The following is a 23651-nucleotide window of genomic DNA, read 5'->3' as shown; positions in this document are numbered from 1 at the left end:
GGCCGTCCCGCTTCCGTGGGTGCACGGAGTCTTCCCGTCGCGCGGCGGCATCCGCACCCGCCCCCGAGCCCGGCATCGGCCTTCGCGACCACGACCGGGTCGTGAAGGCCGAATCGTTGCCCGTGCCCCGGCCAACGGGGTCGGCCGGGCCACGGGGAACGGCTCGTGGGCGATGGATGTCCGGCAGCGGCCCCAGGGGCAACGGTCGCCCGGCGGGGGAGCCCTGCCCCGTCGCGCGCGCCCCGGACGGTCAGGTGCCGGTCAGGCCTCCTTGTCCGAGGGGCCGGCGACGAGTGTGACGGCCTCGGCGAGGGCCGTCTCGGTGGTCGCCTTGTCGAGGCCGAGACCCGTCAGCACGCCCGCGCCGTCCTCCTGCTCCAGCAGGGCCAGGAGGATGTGCTCGGTGCCGACGTAGTTGTGGCCCATCCGCAGGGCCTCCCTGAACGTCAGCTCCAGCGCCTTACGGGCCCCGGCGTCGTACGGGATGATCTCCGGCACCGTGCCGGCCGCGGCCGGCAGTGCCTCCGCCGCGGCCCGGCGGACCTCGTCCGGCGTGACGCCCTGGGCCCTGATGAACGCGGGGCCGAGCGCCTCCGGCTCGCTGAGCAGCCCCAGCACCAGGTGCTCGGTGCGTACCTCGTCGTTGCCCGCCGCACGGGCCTCGTTCTGCGCCGCCATCACGACGTTCCTGGCCCGCTCGGTGAAGCGGCTGAACCCCTGGCTGGGGTCGAGGTCCGACGGCTCGCCGGGGTCCTTGGCGACGAATCGCTTCTGGGCCGCCTGCCTGGTCACCCCCATGCTCTTCCCGATGTCCGTCCAGGAAGCGCCGGACCGCCGGGCCTGGTCCACGAAGTGCCCGATCAGATGGTCGGCGACATCGCCGAGGTGGTCCGCGGTGATGACCGCGTCGGAGAGCTGGTCGAGGGCGTCGGTGTGGACCTTCTTGATGGCCTCGATCAGTTCGTCGAGGCGCACGGGATTGCTCATGCGTACGGGATTCACCATGTGTCAACCGTAGGTTGACAGCCCTGCACTGTCAACCCGTGGTTGACAGTGCAGGGCGGTGAATGTCGTGCGGCGGGGTGCAGAGCAGTGCCGTGCAGGGGCTCAGAGCAGTGCCGTACAGAAGACGCATCCCTCCTGGTGGTCCGGCGCGCACAGGACGCGGTGCCGCACGCACGAGGCCATGGCGGCCTCCTCCGGGCCGGGGAAGGGAGAACGGCAGCGCCGCCGCTCGGCACCGGCCGGATCGAACGTCTCGACCATGTCCCGGTACTGCCGCAGGCAGTCCTCGGCGAACGGCGGCTCGTAGTCCAGCTCGTCCCACCGGTGCCCGCGCAGCGCGAGATCGAGCACCCGCAGGACGATGTCCTTCGCAGCGGCCCGCTCGTGCGGCGAGCGGCCCCAGTCGACGTCCTCCAGATCGAACCCGACCGTCCCGCGCCCCATGATGTTCTGGTCCTGCCAGGTCAACAGGGTGGCGAAGCGATGGTCCCAGGAGCTCTCGGCAAGATCGGACACGGCCAGCATGAGCACATCGACGAAGACGTCCGTGCCCCCGTTGGACATGGACAGACTGCGGCCCCCGCCATGAAATTCGTTCCCCATCCCGACGCCGTAGCGAGCGAAGGCGCGGGGCCGGTCGGTCGGCCGAGGTCGACCGGTCCGGCGCGGGCGCACCATTGCCTGCCCGGTACGACGGAGCGCGCCGCCCGACGGGGTCCGTCGGACGGCGCGCTCATGTCAGTGTTCCCGCGTACAGGTCAGAGGCTGCCGCTGTCGGCGATGGTGATCTTCGCCGAGGGCCGGCCGCTCTGCGAACCGAGGGCCTCGATCTTCTTGACCAGGTCCATGCTCTCCTGGTTGTCGACCTCGCCGAACACCACGTGCTTGCCGTCCAGCCACGACGTCACGATGGTCGTGATGAAGAACTGGGAGCCGTTGGAGTTGGGGCCGCTGTTGGCCATGGACAGCAGGCCCGGCTTGGTGTGCGTGAGCTTGAAGTTCTCGTCCGCGAACTTCGCCCCGTAGATGCTCTGGCCGCCGGTGCCGTCGCCCCGGGTGAAGTCGCCGCCCTGCAGCATGAAGTCGGGGATGATCCGGTGGAAGGACGACCCCTTGTAGCCGAAGCCCTTCTCGCCGGTGGCCAGCTGGCGGAAGTTCTCCGCGGTCTTGGGCACGACGTCGTCGAACAGCTTGAACGTGATCCGCCCGGCGGGCTCGTCGTTGATGGTGATATCGAAGTAAACCTTGCTCGTCATGGAAACCATCCTGACATCGACGTGCCCGGAGCCGACGGGCGGGCAGGGTATCGGGCCCGCCGACGTGGCAGCGGGGGTGGACACCGCGGCCCTCGCGCCCGCTGTCCTGCACGTCGACGACTGGTTAGCCTGAACAGGGGGTGCGCAGGCTCAGGGAGGTCCGTCGTGACTGTGGAGGCCAACGCGAGCACCGGGACGTTCAGTGCCTTCGGTGCGTCCCCGGGTGTCGGTGCGCCCCGCTACCTGCCGGTCGCCGAGCACGGCCTGATCGGCGATCTGCGCAGCGCGGCGCTGGTGGGCAGCAACGGCACCATCGACTGGTACTGCTGCCCGCGCTTCGACGCGCCCAGCGTCTTCGCCTCGATCCTCGACGCCGACCGCGGCGGGTACTTCGAGCTCGCGGCGGATGCCCCGACGCGCACCAAGCAGTTCTACTTCCCCGACACCAATGTGCTGATCACCCGCTTCTTCTCGGAGGACGGGGTCGGCGAGGTCCAGGACTTCATGCCGGTACTCGACGATTCGCGCGAGGCCGACCGGCACCGTCTGATCCGCCGCGTGGTGTGCGTCCGCGGATCGCTGCCGTTCCGCGCCCGTGTGGCCCCCCGTTTCGAGTACGGGGCGCAGCCGCACACCGTGCACGCACAGCACGGCCAGGCGGTCTTCGAATCGCCCTCCCTCACTCTCGCGCTGACATCGAGCGTGCCGTTCGAGGTCGCCGGCCCGGACGTGTGGTCGCTGTTCAAGCTGCACGAGGGCGAGTCCGCGGTCTTCGCCCTCGACCGGGTCGGCGGCGACGTGGCGCCCCGCTTCTGCCCGCTGTCCGAGGCGGAGCGGCAGTTCAACGACACCGTCGGGTACTGGCGGCGGTGGCTGTCCCGGTCGCGGTACCGCGGTCGCTGGCGGGAGATGGTGCACCGCTCGGCCCTCACCCTGAAGCTGCTCACCTACGCCCCGACCGGCGCCATCATCGCCGCGCCGACCACCAGCCTGCCCGAACGCATCGGGGGCGAGCGCAACTGGGACTACCGCTACGTATGGATCCGTGATGCGGCGTTCTGCGCGTATGCGCTGCTCAGGCTCGGCTTCACCGAGGAGGCCGAGGCCTTTATGGGTTTCCTTTCCGAGCATGTCCCCCTCGAAGTGACCGAGACGACCGGCCCGCTGCAGATCATGTACGGCATCGACGGGCGCCGTGAGCTGCCCGAGCGAGAACTGACCCATCTGGAGGGGTACCGGGGCTCGGCCCCCGTACGCGTCGGCAATGATGCCGTCGGCCAGTTGCAGCTGGACATCTACGGGGCGCTCGTCGACGCCCTCTACCTCTACAACAAGTGGGGGCAGCCCATCTCCAGTGCGCACTGGGACAGCATCAGCGAGGTGGTCGACTGGGTGTGCGACCACTGGGACCAGCCCGACGAGGGGATCTGGGAGACGCGCAGCGGGCGCAAGAACTTCCTCTACTCGCGATTGATGTGCTGGGTGGCCATCGAGCGCGCCATGCGGCTGGCCCAGCACCGCGGCCTGCCCGTCGACTTCGTGCGGTGGGGGCGGGCCCGGGACGCGATCTATCGCCGGATCATGCGCCATGGCTGGTCCGACGAGCGGCACGCCTTCGTCCAGTACGAGGACGGCCACGTCCTCGACGCGTCCCTGCTGATGATGCCGCTGGCGAAGTTCGTCTCCCCGACCGACCCGAAGTGGCTCGCCACGCTGGACGCGCTGGGCGAGGACCTGGTGTCCGACTCGCTGGTCTACCGCTACGACCCGCAGACCAGCCCGGACGGACTGCGGGGCGATGAGGGCACGTTCTCGATCTGCTCGTTCTGGTACGTCGAGGCGCTGGCCCGCGCCGGTCGCCTGGACGAGGCCCGACTCGCGTTCGAGAAGATGCTCACGTACGCCAACCACCTCGGTCTGTATGCGGAGGAGATCGGCCACACCGGGGAGCAGACCGGGAACTTCCCTCAGGCCTTCACTCACCTGGCGCTGATCAGCGCGGCCTTCGGTCTCGACCGCGCGCTCGGCTAGGGCGTGTGAGTCTTTGCATAAAAGTGCATAGCTGCGTATAGTCATGCCATCGACGAGGAGGATTTCGATGGTGGTACGTGCAGCGGTGGCAGGGGCGAGCGGATACGCCGGTGGGGAGCTGCTCCGTCTCCTGCTGGTCCACCCCGAGGTCGAGATCGGGGCCCTCACCGCCAACTCCAACGCGGGACAGAAGCTCGGTGCGCTGCAGCCGCACCTGCGGCCGCTCGCCGACCGGGTGCTTCAGCCGACCACGCCCGAGGTCCTCGCCGGGCACGACGTCGTCTTCCTCGCCCTTCCGCACGGGCAGTCCGCCGCCGTCGCCGAGCAGCTCGGCGACCAGGTGCTCGTCGTCGACATGGGAGCCGACTTCCGGCTCAAGGACGCCGCGGACTGGGAGAAGTTCTACGGTTCGCCGCACGCCGGGACCTGGCCCTACGGCCTGCCCGAACTGCCGGGCGGGCGCGCGGCGCTGGCCGGGTCCAGGCGCATCGCGGTGCCCGGCTGCTACCCGACCGCCGTCTCGCTCGCGCTCTTCCCGGCGTACGCGGCCCAGCTGGCCGAGCCCGAGGCCGTGATCGTCGCCGCTTCGGGCACTTCGGGGGCGGGCAAGGCGGCCAAGCCGCATCTGCTCGGCTCCGAGGTGATGGGCAACATGAGCCCGTACGGCGTCGGCGGGGCCCACCGGCACACCCCCGAGATGATCCAGAACCTCAGCGCCGCCGCCGGTGAACCGGTCACGGTCTCCTTCACGCCGACCCTGGCGCCGATGCCCCGCGGCATCCTCGCCACGTGCAGCGCGAAGGCGAAGCCGGGCGTGAGCGCCGAGTCCGTCCGTAACACGTACGAGAAGGCGTTCGCCGACGAGCCGTTCGTCGACCTGCTCCCGGAGGGGCAGTGGCCCGCCACCGCCGCCGTCGTCGGTTCCAACGCCGTGCAGATCCAGGTCGCGTACGACGAGGCGGCGGGCCGGATCGTCGTCGTCAGCGCCATCGACAACCTCGCCAAGGGCACCGCCGGCGGTGCCCTGCAGAGCATGAACATCGCCCTCGGACTTCCCGAGGACACAGGTCTTTCCACGATCGGAGTCGCACCGTGAGTGTCACGGCAGCACAGGGGTTCTCGGCGGCGGGCATCGCCGCGGGAATCAAGGAGAGCGGTAACCCGGACCTCGCCCTCGTGGTCAACCGCGGTCCGCGTCGCGCCGCCGCGGGCGTCTTCACCTCCAACCGCGTCAAGGCCGCCCCCGTCCTCTGGTCGGAGCAGGTCCTCAAGGGCGGCGAGGTCAGCGCCGTCGTCCTCAACTCCGGCGGTGCCAACGCCTGTACGGGACCGCAGGGCTTCCAGGACACCCACGCCACCGCCGAGAAGGCCGCCGAGGTCCTCACCGGTCACAGCGCGGGCGAGATCGCGGTCGCCTCGACCGGGCTGATCGGAACCCTGCTCCCGATGGACAAGCTGCTGCCCGGCATCGAGACCGCCGCCGCAGCGCTGAGCGAGCACGGCGGCGAGAAGGCCGCCATCGCGATCAAGACCACCGACACCGTCCACAAGACCGCCGTCGCGGGCGGCGAGGGCTGGACCGTCGGCGGCATGGCCAAGGGCGCGGGCATGCTCGCCCCGGGCCTCGCCACCATGCTCGTCGTCCTCACCACCGACGCCGACGTGGACGCCCCGGCGCTGGACACGGCGCTGCGCGCCGCCACCCGCACCACCTTCGACCGGGTCGACTCCGACGGCTGCATGTCGACCAACGACACCGTGCTGCTGCTGGCCTCCGGCGCGAGCGGGATCACCCCGGAGCAGGGCGAGCTCGCCGAGGCCGTACGGACCGTCTGCGCCGAGCTCGCCCGGCAGCTGATCGGTGACGCCGAGGGCGCCTCCAAGGACATCCGGATCGAGGTGATCAACGCCGCGACCGAGGACGACGCCGTCGAGGTGGGCCGCTCCATCGCCCGCAACAACCTCCTCAAGTGCGCCATCCACGGCGAGGACCCGAACTGGGGCCGAGTCCTGTCCGCGATCGGTACGACGAAGGCCGCCTTCGAGCCCGACCAGCTGAACGTCGCCATCAACGGCGTGTGGGTCTGCAAGAACGGCAGTGTCGGCGAGGACCGCGACCTCGTCGACATGCGCTACCGGGAAGTGAAGATCACCGCCGACCTGGCCGCCGGCACCGAGTCGGCCGTTATCTGGGCCAACGACCTCACCGCGGACTACGTCCACGAGAACAGCGCGTACAGCTCATGACCGCGGCGCGGAAGCACACCGCACTCCCGAAGGCGCAGATCCTCATCGAGGCGCTGCCCTGGCTGACCCGGCACAACGGAAAGACCGTGGTCATCAAGTTCGGCGGCAACGCCATGATCGACGAGGAGCTGAAGGCGGCCTTCGCCCAGGACGTGGTCTTCCTGCGGCAGGCCGGTCTCAAGCCGGTCGTCGTGCACGGCGGCGGCCCGCAGATCAGTGCCCAGCTCGACAAGCAGGGCCTGGTCAGCGAGTTCAAGGCCGGTCTGCGCGTCACCACGCCCGAGGCGATGGACGTCGTACGGATGGTGCTGGCCGGACAGGTCCAGCGCGAGCTCGTCGGCCTGCTCAACCAGCACGGCCCGCTCGCCGTCGGCCTGACCGGCGAGGACGCCCACACGATCACGGCCACCCAGCACCGGCCGACCATCGACGGCGAACTCGTCGACATCGGCCGGGTCGGCGAGATCACCGCCATCGACACCGGAGCCATCCAGGCGCTGCTGGACGACGGCCGGATCCCGGTCGTCTCCTCCATCGCACGCTCCGCCGACGACCACCACGTCTACAACGTCAACGCCGACACCGCGGCCGCCGCGCTCGCCGCCGCGCTCGGCGCCGAGACGCTCATGGTCCTCACCGACGTGGAGGGTCTGTACGAGGACTGGCCCAACAGCGACGACGTGATCAGCCGCCTCACCGCCGGCGAGCTGGAGAAGCTCCTTCCGGAGCTGTCCAGCGGCATGGTGCCGAAGATGCAGGGTTGCCTGCACGCCGTGCGCAACGGCGTGGAGACCGCGCGGGTCATCGACGGCCGGGTCCAGCACTCGATCCTGCTGGAGATCTTCACCGACGAAGGAATCGGCACGATGGTCGTGCCCGACGCACCGCTCGACGCACAGGGGGAGTCATGAGCAACCAGGAGCTCTCGCAGCGCTGGAGCCACGCGCTGATGGACAACTACGGCACTCCCCAGCTGTCCCTCGTCCGCGGCGAGGGGGCCCACGTGTGGGACGCCGACGGCACCGAGTACCTCGACTTCGTCGGCGGCATCGCGGTGAACGCGCTGGGCCACGCCCACCCCGCCGTCATCGAGGCCGTCTCCACCCAGATCGCCTGCCTCGGCCATGTCTCCAACCTCTACATCGCGCCGCCGCCCGTCGCCCTCGCCGAACGGCTGCTCCAGCTCTTCGGCCGAGAGGGCCGGGTCTACTTCGCCAACTCGGGCGCCGAGGCCAACGAGGCCGCCTTCAAGATCGGCCGGCTGACCGGGCGGACCCACATGGTCGCCACCGACGGCGGCTTCCACGGCCGGACCATGGGCGCGCTGGCCCTGACCGGCCAGCCCAAGAAGCGCGAGCCTTTCCTTCCGCTGCCCGGCGACGTCACGCATGTCCCGTACGGCGACGCGGAAGCGCTGCGCGCCGCCGTGACCACCGACACGGCGCTGGTGATCATCGAGCCCATCCAGGGCGAGAACGGCGTGGTCGTGCCACCCGCGGGATATCTGGAGGCCGCCCGGGAGATCACCCGGGCCACCGGCACCCTGCTCGTCCTCGACGAGGTGCAGACCGGTATCGGCCGCTGCGGCCACTGGTTCGAGCACCAGGCCCACCAGGGCGTGGAGCCCGACGTCGTCACCCTCGCCAAGGGGCTCGGCGGCGGTCTGCCGCTCGGCGCGACCGTCGCGTTCGGCCCGGCGGCCGAGCTGCTGAAGCCCGGCCAGCACGGCACGACGTTCGGCGGGAACCCGATCGCCTGCGCTGCCGGTCTCGCCGTCCTGGACACCCTGGCGGCCGATGGCGCCCTGGACCAGGTCAAGCGGCTGGGCGAGAAGATCCGGGACGGAGTGGAGGGGCTGGGGCACCCTCTGGTCTCCCATGTCAGAGGCTCCGGGCTGCTGCTGGGTATCGTGCTCACCGAGCCCCTCGCACCTCAGGTGCAACAGGCGGCTCAGGGAGCCGGAATCCTGGTGAACGCGCCCGCCCCCGATGTCCTGCGGCTCATGCCGCCGCTGGTCATCGGTGACACCGAGGTGGACGCGCTCCTCCAGGCTCTGCCCGGCGCCCTCGACGCGGCAAAAGGGGACGGACGATCCGGAGAATGAGGCGACGACGATGACCGAGGCGCAGGAAACCGAGTACGGCGGGCCGTCCGTGCCGCAGACCCGCACCGCACGCCACCGCCGGATCGTGGACATCCTGAACCGGCAGCCGGTGCGCTCGCAGAGCCAGCTGGCCAAGCTCCTGGCCGACGACGGGCTGAGCGTCACGCAGGCGACGCTCTCCCGCGACCTGGACGAGCTGGGTGCGGTGAAGATCCGCAACACCGGCGGCGAGCTGATCTACGCGGTGCCGAGCGAGGGCGGTTTCCGTACCCCGCAGGCACCGCTGGGCGGGTCCGCGAAGGAGGAGCGCATGCGGCGCCTCTCCGCCGAACTGCTCATCTCGGCGGAGGCCTCGGCCAACCTCGTGGTGCTGCGTACGCCTCCGGGCGCGGCCCAGTTCCTCGCCTCGGCCATCGACCAGGCCGAACTTCACGACATCCTCGGCACCATCGCGGGCGACGACACGCTGATGCTGATCAGCCGTGATCCGGCGGGCGGACAGGCGCTCGCCGACCATCTGCTGCGACTGGCCCAGAACGAGCGCTGAGCCGGCCGGCCCGGCCGGCGCCGTCAGTAGCGGGTGATCGCGGTCGGGCCCGAACGGGTCCCGATCGCGATGTGCGGACGGCGGGCGGGGTCCACCCAGTCGAGGATCCGGTCCATCGCGGCCGCCGGTACGGAGACACAGCCGGCGGTCGCGCCACGCCCGTTGACGTGGAGGAAGATCCCGGCGCCGCGCCCCCGCACCGGTCGCTCGTAGTTGAAGCCGATGACGAGCGCGCGGGCGTACTGCGTCGGATAGGTGATCAGATGCTCCGCCTCGGCCGCCCGGCAGTCGGCGGGACGCGGCTCCACCCAGCGGTTGTAGGACCGCGCCTCCTCGTCCTCGCACCACCAGGACCGGCTGTTGACCCGGCGGTACGGGTGGACGGTGCCGGCCGGCGCGGCCTTGACCCCGAAGGCGTACGGCAGGTCGTACAGGCCGGTCGGCGTGGTGTCGGTGCCCTGCTTGCGCGACGCCCCCTCGGCGAGGCCCTTCGCGCCGAACCGGGCCGGTGCCGACCCGCCCTTGACCCAGGTTCCCCGGCGCAGATTCCACCAGGTGACGGTGCCCGTGGTGGAGCCCGCGGCCGCGGCCTGTGCCGTGATCAGCTGGGTGCCGCCACCGGTGTCGGCGAGCCGTGACGGAAGTGCCGGTGCCACGGCGGGCCGGGCCGCGACCGAGCCCGCGAGCGCGAGAAGCACCGAACCCGCCACCAGAAGTCTGCGCATGCCCCGGACGCTAGACCGTCCGGCCGGATGCCACTCCCGGACCTGCGCCGTACGGCTCAATCCGCTGCCGCGCGCGGCATGGCCGGCAGCGGGAGCGGCAGGCCGGGCAGCCCGTCGATACTCGTCCCGACGTGCTCCTTCTTCTCGAAGTAGGCGCTGAGCGACGCGTCGTCCTCGCGGGCGAAGCGCTGGGCGTGCAGTGGCCGGTCCTCGTCGTAGGACATGAAGGGCACGGCGTATCCGCAGGTGTCCCGGATCAGTTCGGCCTCGACCACGATGACGGCGCGCAGCCCGTGCGGGGTGGGGTCCACCCCGGGGAAGTGGCTGAGCAGCGGGCCGAAGCGTGGATCGTCACGGAAGACCGGCTCACCGCGGCCGTGCACCCGCACGATGTTGGGCGGCCCCTGGAAGGCGCACCACATCAGCGTGATGCGGCCGTTCTCGCGGAGGTGGGCCACGGTCTCGGCGTTGCTGCCCGCGAAGTCCAGATAGGCCACGGTCAGCTCGTCGATCACGGCGAAGGAGCCGCTGACCCCCTTGGGGGAGAGGTTGACCGTGCCCTCTCCGTCCAGGGGTGCGGTCGCCGTGAAGAAGATGTGCTGCTCTTCGATGAAGGTCCTGATCCGCCCGTCGATACGCTCGTAGGTTTTTCCCATGGCGGTCATTATCGCCGCCGACCCCGTCGACGGCGGGTGCGTTTCGGCTGATGGAACGCCCGTGGGGGCCGGCCGCCCACAGTGGCCGCCGGGTCGCGGCGCGTACCGCTCGCGCCAGGTCCCCACCGCTTCCGGCCGGTGCGCGCGATGTGCCGGCCACTTTTGACAAAACATACGGAACACTGCATAGTTATGCCTAGAAGTGATCGCACCGTGAGGAGGAAGCCGTGACTGAGCGTGTCGTACTCGCCTACTCGGGCGGCTTGGACACCTCCGTCGCCATCGGCTGGATCGCCGAGCAGACGGGTGCCGAAGTCATCGCCGTCGCCGTCGACGTCGGCCAGGGCGGCGAGGACCTGGAGGTCATCCGCGAGCGTGCGCTCGCCTGCGGTGCCGTCGAGGCCGAGGTCGTGGACGCCAAGGACGAGTTCGCCGAGGAGTACTGCCTCCCCGCGATCAAGGCCAATGCCCTCTACATGGACCGGTACCCGCTGGTCTCCGCCCTCTCCCGGCCGGCCATCGTCAAGCACCTCGTCGCCGCCGCCGACAAGCACCACGCCGGTGTCGCCGCCCACGGCTGCACCGGCAAGGGCAACGACCAGGTCCGCTTCGAGGCCGGCATCTCCGCGCTCGGCCCCGGCCTGAAGTGCATCGCCCCGGTCCGCGACTACGCGATGACCCGGGACAAGGCGATCGCCTTCTGCGAGGAGAAGAACCTCCCGATCGCGACCACCAAGAAGTCCCCGTACTCCATCGACCAGAACGTCTTCGGGCGCGCCGTCGAGACGGGCTTCCTGGAGGACATCTGGAACGCGCCGATCGAGGACATCTACGCGTACACCGAGAACCCCGCCACCCCGCGCGAGGCCGACGAGGTCGTCATCTCCTTCGAGGCGGGCGTGCCCGTGGCCCTCGACGGCGAGCCCGTCACCGTCCTCCAGGCGATCCAGCGGCTCAACCGGCGGGCCGGTGCCCAGGGCATCGGCCGGATCGACATGGTCGAGGACCGGCTCGTCGGCATCAAGTCCCGCGAGGTGTACGAGGCCCCGGGCGCGATCGCGCTGATCACCGCCCATCAGGAGCTGGAGAACGTCACCGTCGAGCGCGAGCTGGCCCGCTACAAGCGGCAGGTCGAACAGCGCTGGGGCGAGCTGGTCTACGACGGCCTGTGGTTCTCGCCGCTCAAGCGCGCCCTGGACGGCTTCATCGACGAGGCCGACCAGCACGTCACGGGTGACATCCGCATGACCCTGCACGCGGGCCGCGCCGTCGTCACCGGCCGGAGGTCCGAGCAGTCGCTCTACGACTTCAACCTCGCCACCTACGACTCGGGCGACACGTTCGACCAGTCCAAGGCGCAGGGCTTCATCGAGATCTTCGGCCTCTCGTCGAAGATCGCCGCGCAGCGTGACCTGTCCTGACCTCCACCCGTTACGTCACCGCCTCTCCGGCCCTCCGGGCGGGGAGGCGGCCGCACATCCACCCCTTTGTTCTTCCGAGGAGCACGCAGTGAGCAACGGCAACGGCAACAGCGACGTACGCCTCTGGGGCGCCCGCTTCGCCGACGGTCCGGCCGAGGCGCTGGCCAGGCTTTCCGCCTCCGTCCACTTCGACTGGCGGCTCGCGCCGTACGACATCGCCGGCTCCCGCGCCCACGCGCGCGTCCTGCACCGGGCGGGTCTGCTCACCGAGGACGAGCTGAACCGGATGACCGCCGGTCTCGACCAGCTCGAAGCCGATGTCGCCGACGGCTCGTTCACCGGCACCGTCGCCGACGAGGACGTGCACACCGCGCTGGAACGCGGCCTGCTGGAGCGTCTCGGTCCGGACCTCGGCGGCAAGCTGCGGGCCGGCCGGTCCCGCAACGACCAGATCGCCACCCTCTTCCGGATGTACCTGCGCGACCACGCCCGCGTCATCGGCGGGCTGATCGCCGAACTCCAGGGCGCCCTGGTCGGCCTCGCCGAGACGCACCCGGACGTCGCGATGCCCGGCCGTACACATCTGCAGCACGCCCAGCCGGTGCTCTTCGCCCATCACGTCCTGGCCCATGCGCAGTCCCTCTCCCGGGATGCCGAGCGGCTGCGCCAGTGGGACGAGCGGACCGCCGTCTCCCCGTACGGCTCCGGCGCGCTGGCCGGATCGTCCCTCGGGCTGGACCCGCAGGCGGTCGCTGCCGACCTCGGCTTCGAGCGCGGCTCCGTCGCCAACTCGATCGACGGCACCGCCTCCCGCGACTTCGTCGCCGAGTTCGCCTTCATCACCGCGATGATCGGGGTGAATCTCTCCCGGATCGCGGAGGAGATCATCATCTGGAACACGAAGGAGTTCTCCTTCGTCACCCTGCACGACGCCTTCTCGACCGGTTCCTCGATCATGCCGCAGAAGAAGAACCCGGACATCGCCGAGCTGGCCCGCGGCAAGTCCGGCCGGCTGATCGGCAATCTGACGGGCCTGATGGCCACGCTGAAGGCCCTCCCGCTCGCGTACAACCGCGACCTGCAGGAGGACAAGGAGCCGGTCTTCGACTCCTGCGACCAGCTCGAAGTCCTGCTGCCCGCCTTCACCGGAATGATGGCCACGCTCACCGTCAACCGCGAGCGCATGGAGGAGCTGGCCCCGGCCGGCTTCTCGCTCGCCACCGACATCGCCGAGTGGCTGGTCAAGCAGGGCGTCCCGTTCCGGGTCGCGCACGAGGTCGCGGGCGAGTGCGTCAAGGAGTGCGAGCAGCAGGGCATCGAGCTCGACGAGCTGACCGACGAGCAGTTCGCGAAGATCTCCGAGCACCTCACCCCCGAGGTCCGCTCGGTCCTCAATGTGGCCGGTGCGCTCGCGTCCCGCAGCGGCCGCGGCGGTACGGCCCCGTCGGCCGTCGCCGTCCAGCTCGCCGAGGTGAAGGCCGACCTCGCCGTCCAGCAGGCGTGGGCGACCGCGAAGAACTGACGGCGGCGAGGGCGGGATCAGGGCGGGGAGCGACGGTACGCTCCCCGCCTTCCGGTTTTCCCGAGCCGGGTTACGTTGTCGGGGGAGCGCACCCGACACACGAGGAGCCCACGATGTCTTTCGCCCTTCCCCGAGCTCTCGGCTTCGCTCGACCAGGGGAGGCCCCATCGACCAGCGCGACGACTCCGACCGCCCACATCGGGCTCGGCCTGGCGGCGGTCGGCAGGCCCGGCTACATCAACCTCCACCGTGACCGCGATCTGCCCGCGGACCGCAGTGTCGAAGCGCTGCGCGAGCGCACCCACGAGCTGTTGGACGCCGCCTACGCGCAGGGTGTCCGCTACGTCGACGCGGCCCGCTCCTACGGCCGTTCGGAGGAATTCCTGGCCGACTGGCTGACGGCGCGTCCGGAGGTGGACGACGTCGTCATCGGCAGCAAGTGGGGCTACACCTACACGGCCGACTGGAGCGTCGAGGCCGAGGCGCACGAGGTCAAGGACCACGGCCTCGCCACGTTTCTGCGTCAGCGCGCCGAGACCGACGCGCTGCTCGGCGACCGCCTCGACCTGTACCAGATCCACTCGGTCACCGCCGACAGCCCGGCCCTCACCGACAAGGAACTGCACGCGCGGCTCGCCGGACTTGCCGCGGAAGGGGTCAGCGTGGGCCTGTCCACCAGCGGCCCCGCCCAGGCCGACGCCATCCGGGCCGCCCTCGCCGTCACGGTCGACGGTGAGCCGCTCTTCCGTACGGTCCAGGCCACCTTCAACGCCCTGGAGACCTCGGCCGGTGCGGCGCTCGTCGAGGCCCATGACGCCGGGCTCACCGTGATCGTCAAGGAAGCCATGGCCAACGGCCGACTCGCCGGAACGGATGCCCCGGCCGTGGTCCGGGAGATCGCCGCCGAGGCCGGCGTCGGCAGCGACGCGGTCGCGCTGGCGTTCGTACTGCACCAGCCGTGGGCCGGTGTGGTGCTCTCCGGCGCGGCGACCGTCGAGCAGCTCGCCGGCAATCTGCACGCGGCCGTCGTCGACCTCGACGAGGAGCGGCGTGGCGGGCTCGACGCGCTGGTGGAGGAGCCGGAGGCGTACTGGCGCCACCGCGCCGCGCTGCCCTGGAGCTGAGCGGATCCGCCCCCGGCCGGCGCCCCGCGCCGACGGCGGCGACGCGGCGCCGAACCGCCTGTCACATCGACGCGGTCCCGTTCGTCATCGTGGGGACGGAACCATACGGAGGAATGTGACTGTGGACGGACACGAGATCCTGGCCGAACGCTTCGAGGAGAACCGGACGAAGCTGAAGGCCGTGGCCTACCGGATGCTCGGCTCGACGAGCGAGGCGGAGGACGCCGTCCAGGAAGCCTGGCTCCGGCTCAGCCGTTCCGACGACCGGGCGATCGAGAACCTGGGCGGCTGGCTGACGACAGTCGTCGGGCGGGTGTGTCTGGACATGCTCCGTTCGCGCCGCTCCCGTCGTGAGGAGCCCCTCGACACGGGGGTGCCCGAGGCCCACGCCCCGGACCCGCTCCTCGGCGCCCGCCCGGAGACCGACCCCGAGCAGCAGGCCCTGATGGCGGATTCGGTCGGTCTCGCGATGCTGGTGGTGCTCGAAACGCTGGACCCCGCCGAGCGGCTCGCCTTCGTCCTGCACGACATGTTCGCCGTGCCCTTCGACGAGATCTCCCGCATCGTGGACCGCACCCCGGCCGCGGCGCGGCAGCTCGCCAGCCGGGCCCGCCGCAGGGTGCAGGGGGCGGACCCGCATCCGGATCCCGGTCTCGCCCGCAAGCGCGAGGTCGTCGACGCCTTCCTGGCCGCCGCTCGCGGCGGCGACTTCGAGGCACTCGTCGCCGTGCTCGACCCGGACGTGGTGGCGCGGTCCGACATGGGCGCCGGTGGCGTCGGTGCGCCGTCCCTGGTGCGGGGCGCCGAGGCGGTGGCCCGTCAGGCGATCATGTTCGCGCCGTTCGCGCGGTCGTCGCAGCCGGCCCTGGTCGACGGAGCACCGGCCGTCATCTCGACGCGGGAGGACCGACGGTTCTCGGTCATGGTCTTCACGATCGCGCGGGAGAAGGTCGTCGAGATGTCCGTGATCAACGACCCGGCCCGCCTGCCGGGCCTCGATCTTTTCGTCCTCGACGACTGACCCGGGGCGGTGGCGGAACGGCTGGCTCAGCGCCCGTCGCCGCCCCGGCGGCCCTCCGCCCATGCGGCGAGCGCCTCGAAATCGGCCGGCAGCAGTCCGATCCGGGGATCGATCCACAGCAGCAGCGACTCGCCCGCCCCCTGCCCCGAGACCCACTCCCGGTCCTGCTCGGCGATCTCGTCGTCGACCCAGGCGAACGGCCGGCCGGCCGCGTACTCCACGACGTACTGCGTCTTCCAGTACGTGCCGTCCGGCGCGCTGCCGTGCATCGACGGCCAGTCGATGTAAGGCAGCGGGGGCAGCCCGAGATGCGGCCCGATCCACTGGTTGGCCTCGTCCTTCCAGGTCGTCGCCCAGACCAGTTCGTAACGGTCGGCGAGGGCCAGCAGCGCCCGCCCGTGGTCCGGGTTGAGCAGGACGGGCAGCGGCGGTCCGTAGTCCCATCCCGTCGGCCGCATCAGATGCCGCGCGTAACCGTCCGGGACCCGGCGCCGCAGGAATGCCGCGTACGGATTGAGCGGACCGTCGATGTCGATCAGCAGCAGCGGCTTCATGACGACATGGTCCTCCCTCTCTCCCGCGGGAGGCGATGCCCTGCGAGTGAGACATTCATGTCTCATATGGTTTATGGTTGTCTCATGAGTCTCGACCGTGAGCAGGTGCTGCGCAGCGCCGCCGCCCTGCTGACCCGCAAATCGACCGCCACCATGGACGAGGTCGCCAGAGCCGCAGGCATCGGACGCGCCACCCTGCACCGGCACTTCGCCGGGCGTGATGCCCTGGTCAAGGCGTTGGAGGAGCTGGGCATCCGGGAGTTCGAAGCGGCCCTGGACGCCGCCGCGCTCGACGAGGGCACCTGCGAGGAGGCCTTGCGCCGACTGGTCGCGGCCATCGAGCCGAGCGCCGGACTCTTCTCCTTCCTCGTCACCGAGAACCAGCTCTTCGAGGGCGACGAGGTGCACGAGGGCTGGGACCGCCTCGATGCCCGGGTCTCCGCCTTCTTCCGGCGGGGCCAGGAGCGTGGCGAGCTCCGCATCGATCTCACCCCCGCCTGGCTGACCGAGGCCCTCTACGGACTGATCTCCACCGGAGCCTGGGCCGTCCAGGTGGGCCGGGTGGCCGGGCAGGACTTCCAGTACATGATCGTCGAGTTGCTGCTCGGCGGCGCACGCCGGAGCGTAGAGCAATGAGCCGTCTCGAACAGCACGCGGAAGCCACCCATGAGCTACGTCGTCCCGGGCGGTGGATCGCCCTGGCCGTCCTCGTCCTCGCGGTGCTGCTCGTGGCCGTGGACGCCACGGTCCTCGGCCTCGCCACCCCCTTCCTCACCGAGGACCTCAAACCGTCCGGCACGCAGCTGCTCTGGATCGGCGACGTCTACTCCTTCGTGATCGCCGGGCTCCTGGTCTCCATGGGCAGCCTCGGCGACCGCATCGGCCGCAAGAAACTGCTGCTCACCGGTGCCATGGCCTTCGGCGCGGTCTCGGTGCTCAACGCGTACGCGAGCAGCCCCGAGATGATGATCCTGGCGCGGGCGCTGCTCGGTGTCGCGGGCGCCACCCTGATGCCGTCCACGCTCGCCCTGATCCGCAATCTCTTCCACGATCCGCGCGAGCGCAGCCTCGCCATCGGCATCTGGGGAGCCATGGCCTCCGCGGGCGCGGCCGTCGGTCCCGTCGTCGGCGGCTTCCTCCTGGAGCACTTCTGGTGGGGCTCGGTCTTCCTGATCAACCTGCCGGTCATGGCCGTCCTGGTGGTCGTGGGCGTCAAGATGATCCCCGAGTCGAAGAATCCGGCACCGGGCCCCTGGGACCTGGCCAGCGTGGCGCTCTCGTTCATCGGCATGATCGGTGTCGTCTACGCGATCAAGGAGCTGGCCGCACACGGCACGAGCTGGGGGGTCGCCGTCACGGGTCTCGGTGGCCTGGCCGCGCTCTGCTGGTTCGTACGCAGGCAACTCACGCTTCCCGCACCTCTGCTGGACATGCGGCTCTTCCACCACCGGGGCTTCTCGGGCGCGGTCCTCGCCGATCTGCTGACCATCCTCGGCCTGTCCGGGCTGGTCTTCTTCCTCTCCCAGTTCCTGCAACTGGTACAGGGACGAGGACCGCTGGAGGCCGGGCTCGCCGAGCTGCCCGCGGCCGTCGGTGCGGTCACCGCGGGTCTGATCGCAGGTGTGGCGGCCCGACGCTTCTCGGTGCGATCGGTGGTCTCCGGCGGGCTCGGGGCGATCGGTCTGGCGCTCGCCGCGGTCACCCTGTTCCACCGGGAGACCGCCTATCCGCTGATCGGCGTGGTGCTGCTGGTCGTCGGAGTCGGCGCGGGCTTCGCCTTCACCGTCACCTCCGACGTGATCCTCTCCAGCGTTCCGAAGGAGCAGGCGGGTTCCGCGGGCGCGGTCTCCGAGACGGCGTACGAACTCGGCGCGGCCCTCGGCATCGCCCTGCTCGGCTCCATCGTCACCGGCGTCTACCAGGACTTCGTCACCCCGCAGGGCGTTCCGTCCGCCCATGCCTCGGCGGCCCATGAATCGCTGGGCGGCGCCGTCGAAGCGGCGCACGGCCTTCCGGCGCAACAGGCGGGCGCGCTGATCTCCGCGGCGCAGGAGTCGTTCGTCGACGGGCTGCGGCTGGCCGCGGGCATCGGCGCGGCGGTCCTGCTGGCAACGGCCGTCGCGGCCTGGTTCCTGTTGCGCGGTCAGAAGCTGGAGGACGGCATCGTCCACCAGTAGCCCCGGACCGTAGGGCTACCGAGGACATGCGGAAGGGCTCGTACCGCCGATCGGCGGTACGAGCCCTTCCTGCGTCCTGCTCCCGCGTCAGCTCACGCGGCCTTGGCCTTCGTCGCATACATGTCGACGTACTCCTGACCCGACAGCCGCATCACCTCGGCCATCACGGAGTCGGTCACCGCCCGCAGCACATAGCGGTCGCGGTCCATGCCCTCGTAGCGGGAGAACTCCATCGGCTCACCGAAACGGACGGTCACCTTGCCGGGACGGGGCAGACCGGTGCCACCGGGCTGCAGCTTGTCCGTACCGATCATCGCGAACGGCACCACCGGCGCACCCGTCATCAGGGTCAGCCGGGCGATCCCCGTGCGGCCCCGGTAGAGCCGGCCGTCGGGGGAGCGGGTGCCCTCCGGGTAGATGGCGAACGCCTTGCCCTCCTCCAGCACCCGACGGCCCGTCATCAGCGCCGCGACACCGCCGCGACCGCCGTCCCGGTCCACCGGGATCATGCCGCAGCCCGTGAAGAACCAGGCCATCGCCCGGCCCTTGAGCCCCTTGCCCGTCACGTACTCGTCCTTGCCGATGTAGTAGACGGGCCGGTCGCAGCAGATCGGCATGATCATCGAGTCGATGAACGTCAGATGGTTGCCCGCGAGGATCACCGGACCGTCCCCGGGGATGTTCTCCACACCCTCCACCTGGGGGCGGAACATCAGGCGCAAGATCGGTCCGAGCACTGCCTTGATGAGTGCGTGTCGGGACAACGGTTCCTCCGGTGTAGTGGCCGGGCCGGCCGGGGCGCGGGATCGTGACGGTCCATGCAGGTGAGGACGATACTCGCGGGTACTCGCCGTTCGCACATCGGGTTCATCGATCGGATACGCAGTGTTGACGTGTGTTTCCGCCAAGTTCGTCCAGGGGCTGCTCCTACGACGGTACGACTCCCTACGCTCGGGCCTCGCCCGACAGGTGCGAGACGTCACACGTGAGGAGCATTCATGACTGAGCGCGCGCAGGCAGGTCCCGGTCGCAGAACCCTGCTGGGGGCGGGGGCCGCCGTACTGGGCTCCGCCGCCCTCGGACTGGCCGGCGGCCCGGCCGACGCCGCGGACGGCACCGTTCGGAGCCCCTCCGAACGGTCGGGCGGACACGGCTTCCGCCTCGACCTCCCGGTGCCCACCGTCATCGGACACCGCGGCACCAGCGGCTACCGGCCCGAGCACACCCTCGGCTCCTACCAGCTGGCCCTCGACATGGGCGCGCACATCGTCGAGCAGGACCTGGTGCCCACCAAGGACGGCCATCTCGTCTGCCGTCACGAGAACGACATCACCGCCACCACCGATGTCTCAGCCCACCCCGAGTTCGCCGGCCGCAGGACCACGAAGAAGGTCGACGGCGTCTCCCTCACCGGCTGGTTCACCGAGGACTTCACCCTCGCGGAACTGAAGACACTGCGGGCCACCGAGCGCATCCCCGGCACCCGTCAGAAGAACACGCTCTACGACGGCCGCTGGGAGGTCCCCACCTTCGAGGAGGTGCTGCGCTGGGCCGACCGTGAGGGCCGCAGGCGCGGGAAGCCGGTCTGGCTGTACGTCGAGACCAAGCACCCCACCTACTTCCGGGGACTCGGCCTCGGGCTCGAAGAGCCCCTCGCCCAGCTGCTGCGCCGCTACAACCGCCACCGCAAGCAGTCGCCGCTCATCCTTCAGTCCTTCGAGCCCGGCAGCATCCAGCGGCTGGCCGGACTCGTCGCCACCCCGCGCGTCGTACTGCTCTCCGGCGCGGGCGAGCGTCCCTGGGACTTCGTGACGTCCGGCGATCCGCGCACCGTCGCCGACCTGGTGAAGCCCGAGGGCCTGAAGTGGATGGCGTCCTTCGCCCAGGGCATCGGACCCACCCTGGACCTGATCATTCCCAAGGACGCCTCGGGGCGGCTCACCGCACCGACCACCCTGGTGAGGGACGCGCACGCGCAGGGCCTGGTGCTGCACCCGTACACCATGCGCAACGAGAACACCTTCCTGCCCGCCGACTTCCGGCGCGGCACGGACCCCACCGCGTACGGTGACGCCTTCGGCGCGTTCCGGACGTACTTCGCGACCGGTATCGACGGGATCTTCTCCGACAACCCGGACACCGCCCTGCTCGCCGCGGCGGACTTCGCCGCCCAGTGAGACCGGCGTCAGCACCCGGCCGGGGCCTGCCCCGGTCGGGTGGTAGCCGCCCTGGACGGCAACCGGCCATCGGTGCGGGCGCGTCGGCCGGGGCATGACGCTTCTCGATCTTGCCCCCGCCGACACCGCCACCGCCTCCGCGGCCATCGTCCGTACCCTGTATCCGCTGGTGAGCGCCGAGGCCACGGCCGAGGCGGCCGCCTCGGCGACGGGCGCGGCGATCGAACCCGCCGATCTCGAACAGGCCGTCTGGCTGCGGCTGCTGGAGCTGCTCGCGCGGGGCGGGCCGCCGGCGGACGCGGCGCGCTGGGTACGGAACGCCGTGCGGGCGGAGGCCCGCCGGGCCCGCCGTACCGCCCGGCACGAACGCCCCTACCGTGACGAGACCGCCGCGGACCCGGCCGGCTGCCCCGAGCGGATCGCCGTCGGCGCCGACGAACGCAGGGCGCTGCGTGCCGCGGTGGACCGGCTGCCCGGCCGGTGCGCCCGGTTGCTGTCGGCGATGCTCGCCCCCGGTGATCCCACTTACCGGGAAATCGCAGGGAAGTTGGGTATGTCACAGGGCAGTTTGGGTCCGATCCGTTCCCGATGCCTTGGATGTCTGCGCAGAATGCTCGCGGCGGAGGTTGTCGCTCCTGAACTGCGGGGAAAGGAGCGTTAGACAACCGGTGGATCAGGTGGGTGGAGGCATGCGCAGATGGGCATGAGCGTGATCATCTCGGCGGCGACGGCACAGGACGCCGAACAGGTCTTGAAACTTCAGTACCTCTGCTTCCAGCGCGAGGCCGAGCTGTACGGGAACTACCGCATCGACCCGCTGGTCCAGAGCCTCGATTCGCTGCGCGCCGAGATCGCCACGCAGCTGGTGTTCGTGGCACGACTGGGCGACGAAGTGGTCGGTTCGGTCCGTGGCTCCACCGATCAGGACGGCACCGGGCAGATCGGCAGGCTCTGCGTCCACCCGCGGCTCCAGGGGCACGGCCTCGGTGCCCGGCTGCTGCGGGCCGCCGAGTCGGGACTCGCCGACGAGCGGTCGGCCACCCGCTTCCGGCTGCAGACCGGGCATCGCAGCGAGAGCAATCTGCGGCTCTACCGACGGGCGGGTTACGCCCGGGTGGGCAACGAGACCGGCCGGGACGGCGTCCAGATGATCCTGCTGGAGAAGGACGCGACGGCACCCGCCTACGTGGCCAGCGCGTGAACCGGGCCCGCCCGGCGGAACGGGGGCACGGCACGGCCGGGGGCACTCCCCGGACGACGGCCGGTCTCACCGAAGGCCCGTCGGGCGGGAGTCACGCCTTCTTCGCGCTGCGCAGCCACATCATCCCGGTGATCGGCAGGATCACCGGGATGAACAGGTAACCCATGCCGAAGTCGGACCAGACGGTGGCGTCCGCGAAGGCCGACGGCTCCACCATCGTCCAGGTCCCCACGACCAGCACACCCAGGAGCTCGGCGGCGCAGCACACCAGCGCCGATCTGCGCGCCTTCTCGCCGCCGCGCACCAGCGAATACGTGATGAATCCGTACACGAGAGCGGCGACGGCCGACAGCACGTAGGCGAGCGGCGCCTTGCCGAAGTCCAGGATCATCTGGACGATCGAGCGGGAGGCCGCGGCGACGGTGAACACCCCGTAGAACCAGACCAGTACCCGGCCGGGGCCGGTCCCGAGGTCGAAGGGCCGCTTCTCTCCGGTGGCCGCCGCGGGGGCGCGATCGGTGTCGGTCACGGTCAGTTTCCCCAGATGTCGTAGAGCCGTACTTCGAGGACGGCCAGCACGACCGCGCCCGCCGCCACCGTCACCGAACCCCACCGGGTCCGCTCGGTGAGCGACAGGAAACCGGCCGCGGGCACGGCGAGGAAGGCCCCGATCAGATACGCGATGAAGATCGTCATGCCCTGGTCGGGCCGCGCGCCCCCGGAGAGCCGCACGATGCCCACCACCAGCTGGGCCAGCGCCAGCAGCGAGACCACGGCCATTCCGATGAAGTGCCAGTCCTTGGTCGGCTGGTCCCGGTACGCGGCGAATCCGCACCACGCGGCGAGGGCGAGCGCGGTCACGGCGACCGCGACCGTCAGGGCGTCAAGCATGAGGCGAGGGTATTACGGACCGAGGCGCCCTCCGCGTGCGCCCCCGTCCCCGGGGGACACGGCGCGCGGACGAGGCCCCGGTGCCGTGACCGCGAAGGTCCACCGGCCCGGCAGACCTTTGCGTCCGCGGCAGTAGTGTCGGTGGACATGAAGATCCACGCCGAAGCCCTGCTGTTCGACAACGACGGAACGCTGCTCTCCTCGATCGCGTCGGTGTACCGCTGCTGGACCCGGTGGGCCCAGGAGTACGGGATCACGGCGGAGGATTTCGAGGGTCTCGAACTGCACGGCCGGACGGCCGGCGAGATCGTCGCCGAGCTGCTGCCCACGGGCCGGGTCGAGAAGGCCCTGGCCCGTATCGAACAGCTGGAGGTCGAGGACGCCCCCGGCGGAGTCGTGATCCTGCCCGGTACCAAGGAACTGCTCGGTGCGCTGCCGGCGCACCGCTGGGCCGTCGTCACCTCCGCCACCCGGCCGCTCGGCCGGGCACGGCTGCGCGAAGTGGGCATCGACTTCCCCCTGATGATCGCCGCCGAGGACGTCACCCGGGGCAAGCCGGATCCCGAGCCCTACCTGCTGGCCGCCGAGCGCCTCGGTGTCGATCCGGCTCGTTGCGTGGTCTTCGAGGACGCCCCGGCCGGACTGCGGGCGGGGCGGGCGGCAGGCATGAGGACCGTGGCCTTGGCCACAACGCACGACCGCTCCGAACTGGTCGCGGATCTGGTCGTCGATGACCTCTCCGCCATATCGGTGCAGGTCACAGCCCAGGGAGTGGAAATCGCGGCGATCGGCTGAGCCGGTTCGCATCACCATCCACGGCTGTCCGCTATTCGGACATTCGGATCGGGCGGAACGTTACGTCTGTTTTACTTGGGGCATGACCACGACGAGCAACCGCACCCTTGCGACCGAGGCGATCACGACGCCCGGTGCTCGTTGTATGTGTCGAATGCGCACCTTCTGAGGGCCCCCGCCCGATCCTCGCGCCCCGA

At 70.5% G+C, this 23651-nt stretch carries 26 protein-coding genes; 17 read left to right on the top strand and 9 right to left on the bottom strand.

The window, feature by feature from the left end:
• Window positions 1-261 precede the first annotated feature (261 nt).
• From ACZ68L_RS05035 to ACZ68L_RS05025, 3 genes are all read right to left on the bottom strand, one after another.
• Entirely contained in the window at window positions 262-1005 is a 744-nt protein-coding gene (locus tag ACZ68L_RS05035; RefSeq protein WP_469574259.1) for a Clp protease N-terminal domain-containing protein, read from the bottom strand.
• 102 nt (window positions 1006-1107) lie between these two features.
• On the bottom strand, window positions 1108-1569 hold the full coding sequence (locus ACZ68L_RS05030; protein ID WP_469574257.1) for a hypothetical protein: 462 nt from the start codon (window positions 1567-1569) through the stop codon (window positions 1108-1110).
• Between the two features lie 194 nt (window positions 1570-1763).
• Complete coding sequence (locus ACZ68L_RS05025) at window positions 1764-2261, bottom strand: peptidylprolyl isomerase (RefSeq protein ID WP_469574255.1); 498 nt, start codon at window positions 2259-2261, stop codon at window positions 1764-1766.
• On the opposite strand from ACZ68L_RS05025, the gene ACZ68L_RS05020 reads away from it, so the two are divergent.
• The 7 genes from ACZ68L_RS05020 (at window position 2260) to ACZ68L_RS04990 (ending at window position 9190) form a co-directional block, all read left to right on the top strand.
• On the top strand, window positions 2260-2394 hold the full coding sequence (locus ACZ68L_RS05020; RefSeq protein ID WP_469574253.1) for a hypothetical protein: 135 nt from the start codon (window positions 2260-2262) through the stop codon (window positions 2392-2394). The two genes, ACZ68L_RS05025 and ACZ68L_RS05020, sit on opposite strands and share 2 nt — an antisense overlap.
• A gap of 38 nt (window positions 2395-2432) precedes the next feature.
• The gene (locus ACZ68L_RS05015) at window positions 2433-4292 is read left to right on the top strand and encodes a glycoside hydrolase family 15 protein (RefSeq protein WP_469574566.1); all 1860 of its coding nucleotides are present in this window, start codon (window positions 2433-2435) and stop codon (window positions 4290-4292) included.
• Between the two features lie 67 nt (window positions 4293-4359).
• On the top strand, window positions 4360-5388 hold the full coding sequence (gene argC, locus ACZ68L_RS05010) for an N-acetyl-gamma-glutamyl-phosphate reductase (protein WP_469574252.1): 1029 nt from the start codon (window positions 4360-4362) through the stop codon (window positions 5386-5388).
• Entirely contained in the window at window positions 5385-6539 is a 1155-nt protein-coding gene (gene argJ, locus ACZ68L_RS05005; RefSeq protein WP_469574251.1) for a bifunctional glutamate N-acetyltransferase/amino-acid acetyltransferase ArgJ, read from the top strand. Before argC ends, argJ begins: the two co-directional genes overlap by 4 nt.
• Window positions 6536-7450 carry an acetylglutamate kinase gene (gene argB / locus ACZ68L_RS05000; RefSeq protein WP_469574250.1) on the top strand — a complete coding sequence of 305 codons (915 nt, stop codon included), beginning with the start codon at window positions 6536-6538 and terminating at the stop codon, window positions 7448-7450. Before argJ ends, argB begins: the two co-directional genes overlap by 4 nt.
• A complete protein-coding gene (locus tag ACZ68L_RS04995; protein WP_469574249.1) occupies window positions 7447-8643 on the top strand; it encodes an acetylornithine transaminase in 1197 nt (398 codons plus the stop codon). Before argB ends, ACZ68L_RS04995 begins: the two co-directional genes overlap by 4 nt.
• Before the next feature lie 10 nt (window positions 8644-8653).
• The gene (locus tag ACZ68L_RS04990; protein ID WP_072484461.1) at window positions 8654-9190 is read left to right on the top strand and encodes an arginine repressor; all 537 of its coding nucleotides are present in this window, start codon (window positions 8654-8656) and stop codon (window positions 9188-9190) included.
• A gap of 23 nt (window positions 9191-9213) precedes the next feature.
• Here the strand turns inward: ACZ68L_RS04990 and ACZ68L_RS04985 are convergent, their stop codons facing one another.
• Window positions 9214-9915 (bottom strand): L,D-transpeptidase family protein, encoded by a 702-nt coding sequence (locus ACZ68L_RS04985; RefSeq protein WP_469574248.1) that lies wholly within the window; start codon window positions 9913-9915, stop codon window positions 9214-9216.
• A gap of 56 nt (window positions 9916-9971) precedes the next feature.
• Window positions 9972-10571, bottom strand: coding sequence for a pyridoxamine 5'-phosphate oxidase family protein (locus ACZ68L_RS04980; RefSeq protein WP_469574246.1), 600 nt, complete (start codon window positions 10569-10571; stop codon window positions 9972-9974).
• Window positions 10572-10798: 227 nt separating this feature from the next.
• On the opposite strand from ACZ68L_RS04980, the gene ACZ68L_RS04975 reads away from it, so the two are divergent.
• The 4 genes from ACZ68L_RS04975 to ACZ68L_RS04960 all read left to right on the top strand — a co-directional run bounded on the left by ACZ68L_RS04975 (window position 10799) and on the right by ACZ68L_RS04960 (window position 15659).
• Window positions 10799-11992, top strand: a complete 1194-nt coding sequence (locus tag ACZ68L_RS04975; RefSeq protein WP_469574244.1) for an argininosuccinate synthase — start codon at window positions 10799-10801, stop codon at window positions 11990-11992.
• An 88-nt stretch (window positions 11993-12080) separates the two neighbouring features.
• Complete coding sequence (argH, locus tag ACZ68L_RS04970; RefSeq protein ID WP_469574243.1) at window positions 12081-13514, top strand: argininosuccinate lyase; 1434 nt, start codon at window positions 12081-12083, stop codon at window positions 13512-13514.
• Between the two features lie 113 nt (window positions 13515-13627).
• A complete protein-coding gene (locus ACZ68L_RS04965) occupies window positions 13628-14638 on the top strand; it encodes an aldo/keto reductase (RefSeq protein ID WP_469574242.1) in 1011 nt (336 codons plus the stop codon).
• Window positions 14639-14759: 121 nt separating this feature from the next.
• Window positions 14760-15659 (top strand): sigma-70 family RNA polymerase sigma factor, encoded by a 900-nt coding sequence (locus ACZ68L_RS04960; RefSeq protein WP_469574241.1) that lies wholly within the window; start codon window positions 14760-14762, stop codon window positions 15657-15659.
• 26 nt (window positions 15660-15685) lie between these two features.
• Here the strand turns inward: ACZ68L_RS04960 and ACZ68L_RS04955 are convergent, their stop codons facing one another.
• Window positions 15686-16213, bottom strand: a complete 528-nt coding sequence (locus ACZ68L_RS04955) for an HAD domain-containing protein (RefSeq protein ID WP_469574240.1) — start codon at window positions 16211-16213, stop codon at window positions 15686-15688.
• Between the two features lie 84 nt (window positions 16214-16297).
• Here ACZ68L_RS04955 and ACZ68L_RS04950 point away from each other — a divergent pair, with 84 nt between their 5' ends.
• Both ACZ68L_RS04950 and ACZ68L_RS04945 read left to right on the top strand, forming a co-directional pair.
• Entirely contained in the window at window positions 16298-16849 is a 552-nt protein-coding gene (locus tag ACZ68L_RS04950) for a TetR/AcrR family transcriptional regulator (protein ID WP_469574238.1), read from the top strand.
• Window positions 16846-18390 (top strand): MFS transporter, encoded by a 1545-nt coding sequence (locus tag ACZ68L_RS04945; protein ID WP_469574236.1) that lies wholly within the window; start codon window positions 16846-16848, stop codon window positions 18388-18390. The genes ACZ68L_RS04950 and ACZ68L_RS04945 overlap by 4 nt, the downstream gene beginning before the upstream one ends.
• A 92-nt stretch (window positions 18391-18482) precedes the next feature.
• Here ACZ68L_RS04945 and ACZ68L_RS04940 read toward each other — a convergent pair whose 3' ends face one another.
• Window positions 18483-19154: a lysophospholipid acyltransferase family protein gene (locus ACZ68L_RS04940; RefSeq protein WP_266745160.1), complete on the bottom strand. Its 672-nt coding sequence runs from the start codon at window positions 19152-19154 to the stop codon at window positions 18483-18485.
• A 234-nt stretch (window positions 19155-19388) separates the two neighbouring features.
• On the opposite strand from ACZ68L_RS04940, the gene ACZ68L_RS04935 reads away from it, so the two are divergent.
• From ACZ68L_RS04935 to ACZ68L_RS04925, 3 genes are all read left to right on the top strand, one after another.
• Entirely contained in the window at window positions 19389-20567 is a 1179-nt protein-coding gene (locus ACZ68L_RS04935; protein WP_469574234.1) for a glycerophosphodiester phosphodiesterase, read from the top strand.
• Window positions 20568-20661: 94 nt separating this feature from the next.
• Window positions 20662-21228, top strand: coding sequence for a sigma-70 family RNA polymerase sigma factor (locus tag ACZ68L_RS04930; protein WP_469574232.1), 567 nt, complete (start codon window positions 20662-20664; stop codon window positions 21226-21228).
• A gap of 36 nt (window positions 21229-21264) precedes the next feature.
• Window positions 21265-21768, top strand: coding sequence for a GNAT family N-acetyltransferase (locus ACZ68L_RS04925; protein WP_469574231.1), 504 nt, complete (start codon window positions 21265-21267; stop codon window positions 21766-21768).
• Between the two features lie 91 nt (window positions 21769-21859).
• On the opposite strand, the gene ACZ68L_RS04920 is transcribed toward ACZ68L_RS04925, so the two are convergent.
• Both ACZ68L_RS04920 and ACZ68L_RS04915 read right to left on the bottom strand, forming a co-directional pair.
• Window positions 21860-22297, bottom strand: a complete 438-nt coding sequence (locus ACZ68L_RS04920) for a hypothetical protein (protein WP_469574229.1) — start codon at window positions 22295-22297, stop codon at window positions 21860-21862.
• Between the two features lie 2 nt (window positions 22298-22299).
• The gene (locus ACZ68L_RS04915) at window positions 22300-22659 is read right to left on the bottom strand and encodes a hypothetical protein (RefSeq protein ID WP_404254237.1); all 360 of its coding nucleotides are present in this window, start codon (window positions 22657-22659) and stop codon (window positions 22300-22302) included.
• A gap of 147 nt (window positions 22660-22806) precedes the next feature.
• Here ACZ68L_RS04915 and ACZ68L_RS04910 point away from each other — a divergent pair, with 147 nt between their 5' ends.
• Window positions 22807-23454: an HAD family hydrolase gene (locus ACZ68L_RS04910; protein ID WP_469574227.1), complete on the top strand. Its 648-nt coding sequence runs from the start codon at window positions 22807-22809 to the stop codon at window positions 23452-23454.
• Window positions 23455-23651 lie beyond the last annotated feature (197 nt).

The organism is Streptomyces sp. NPDC104309 (genome assembly GCF_055584025.1).
This window is presented reverse-complemented; position numbering and strand designations above follow the sequence as displayed.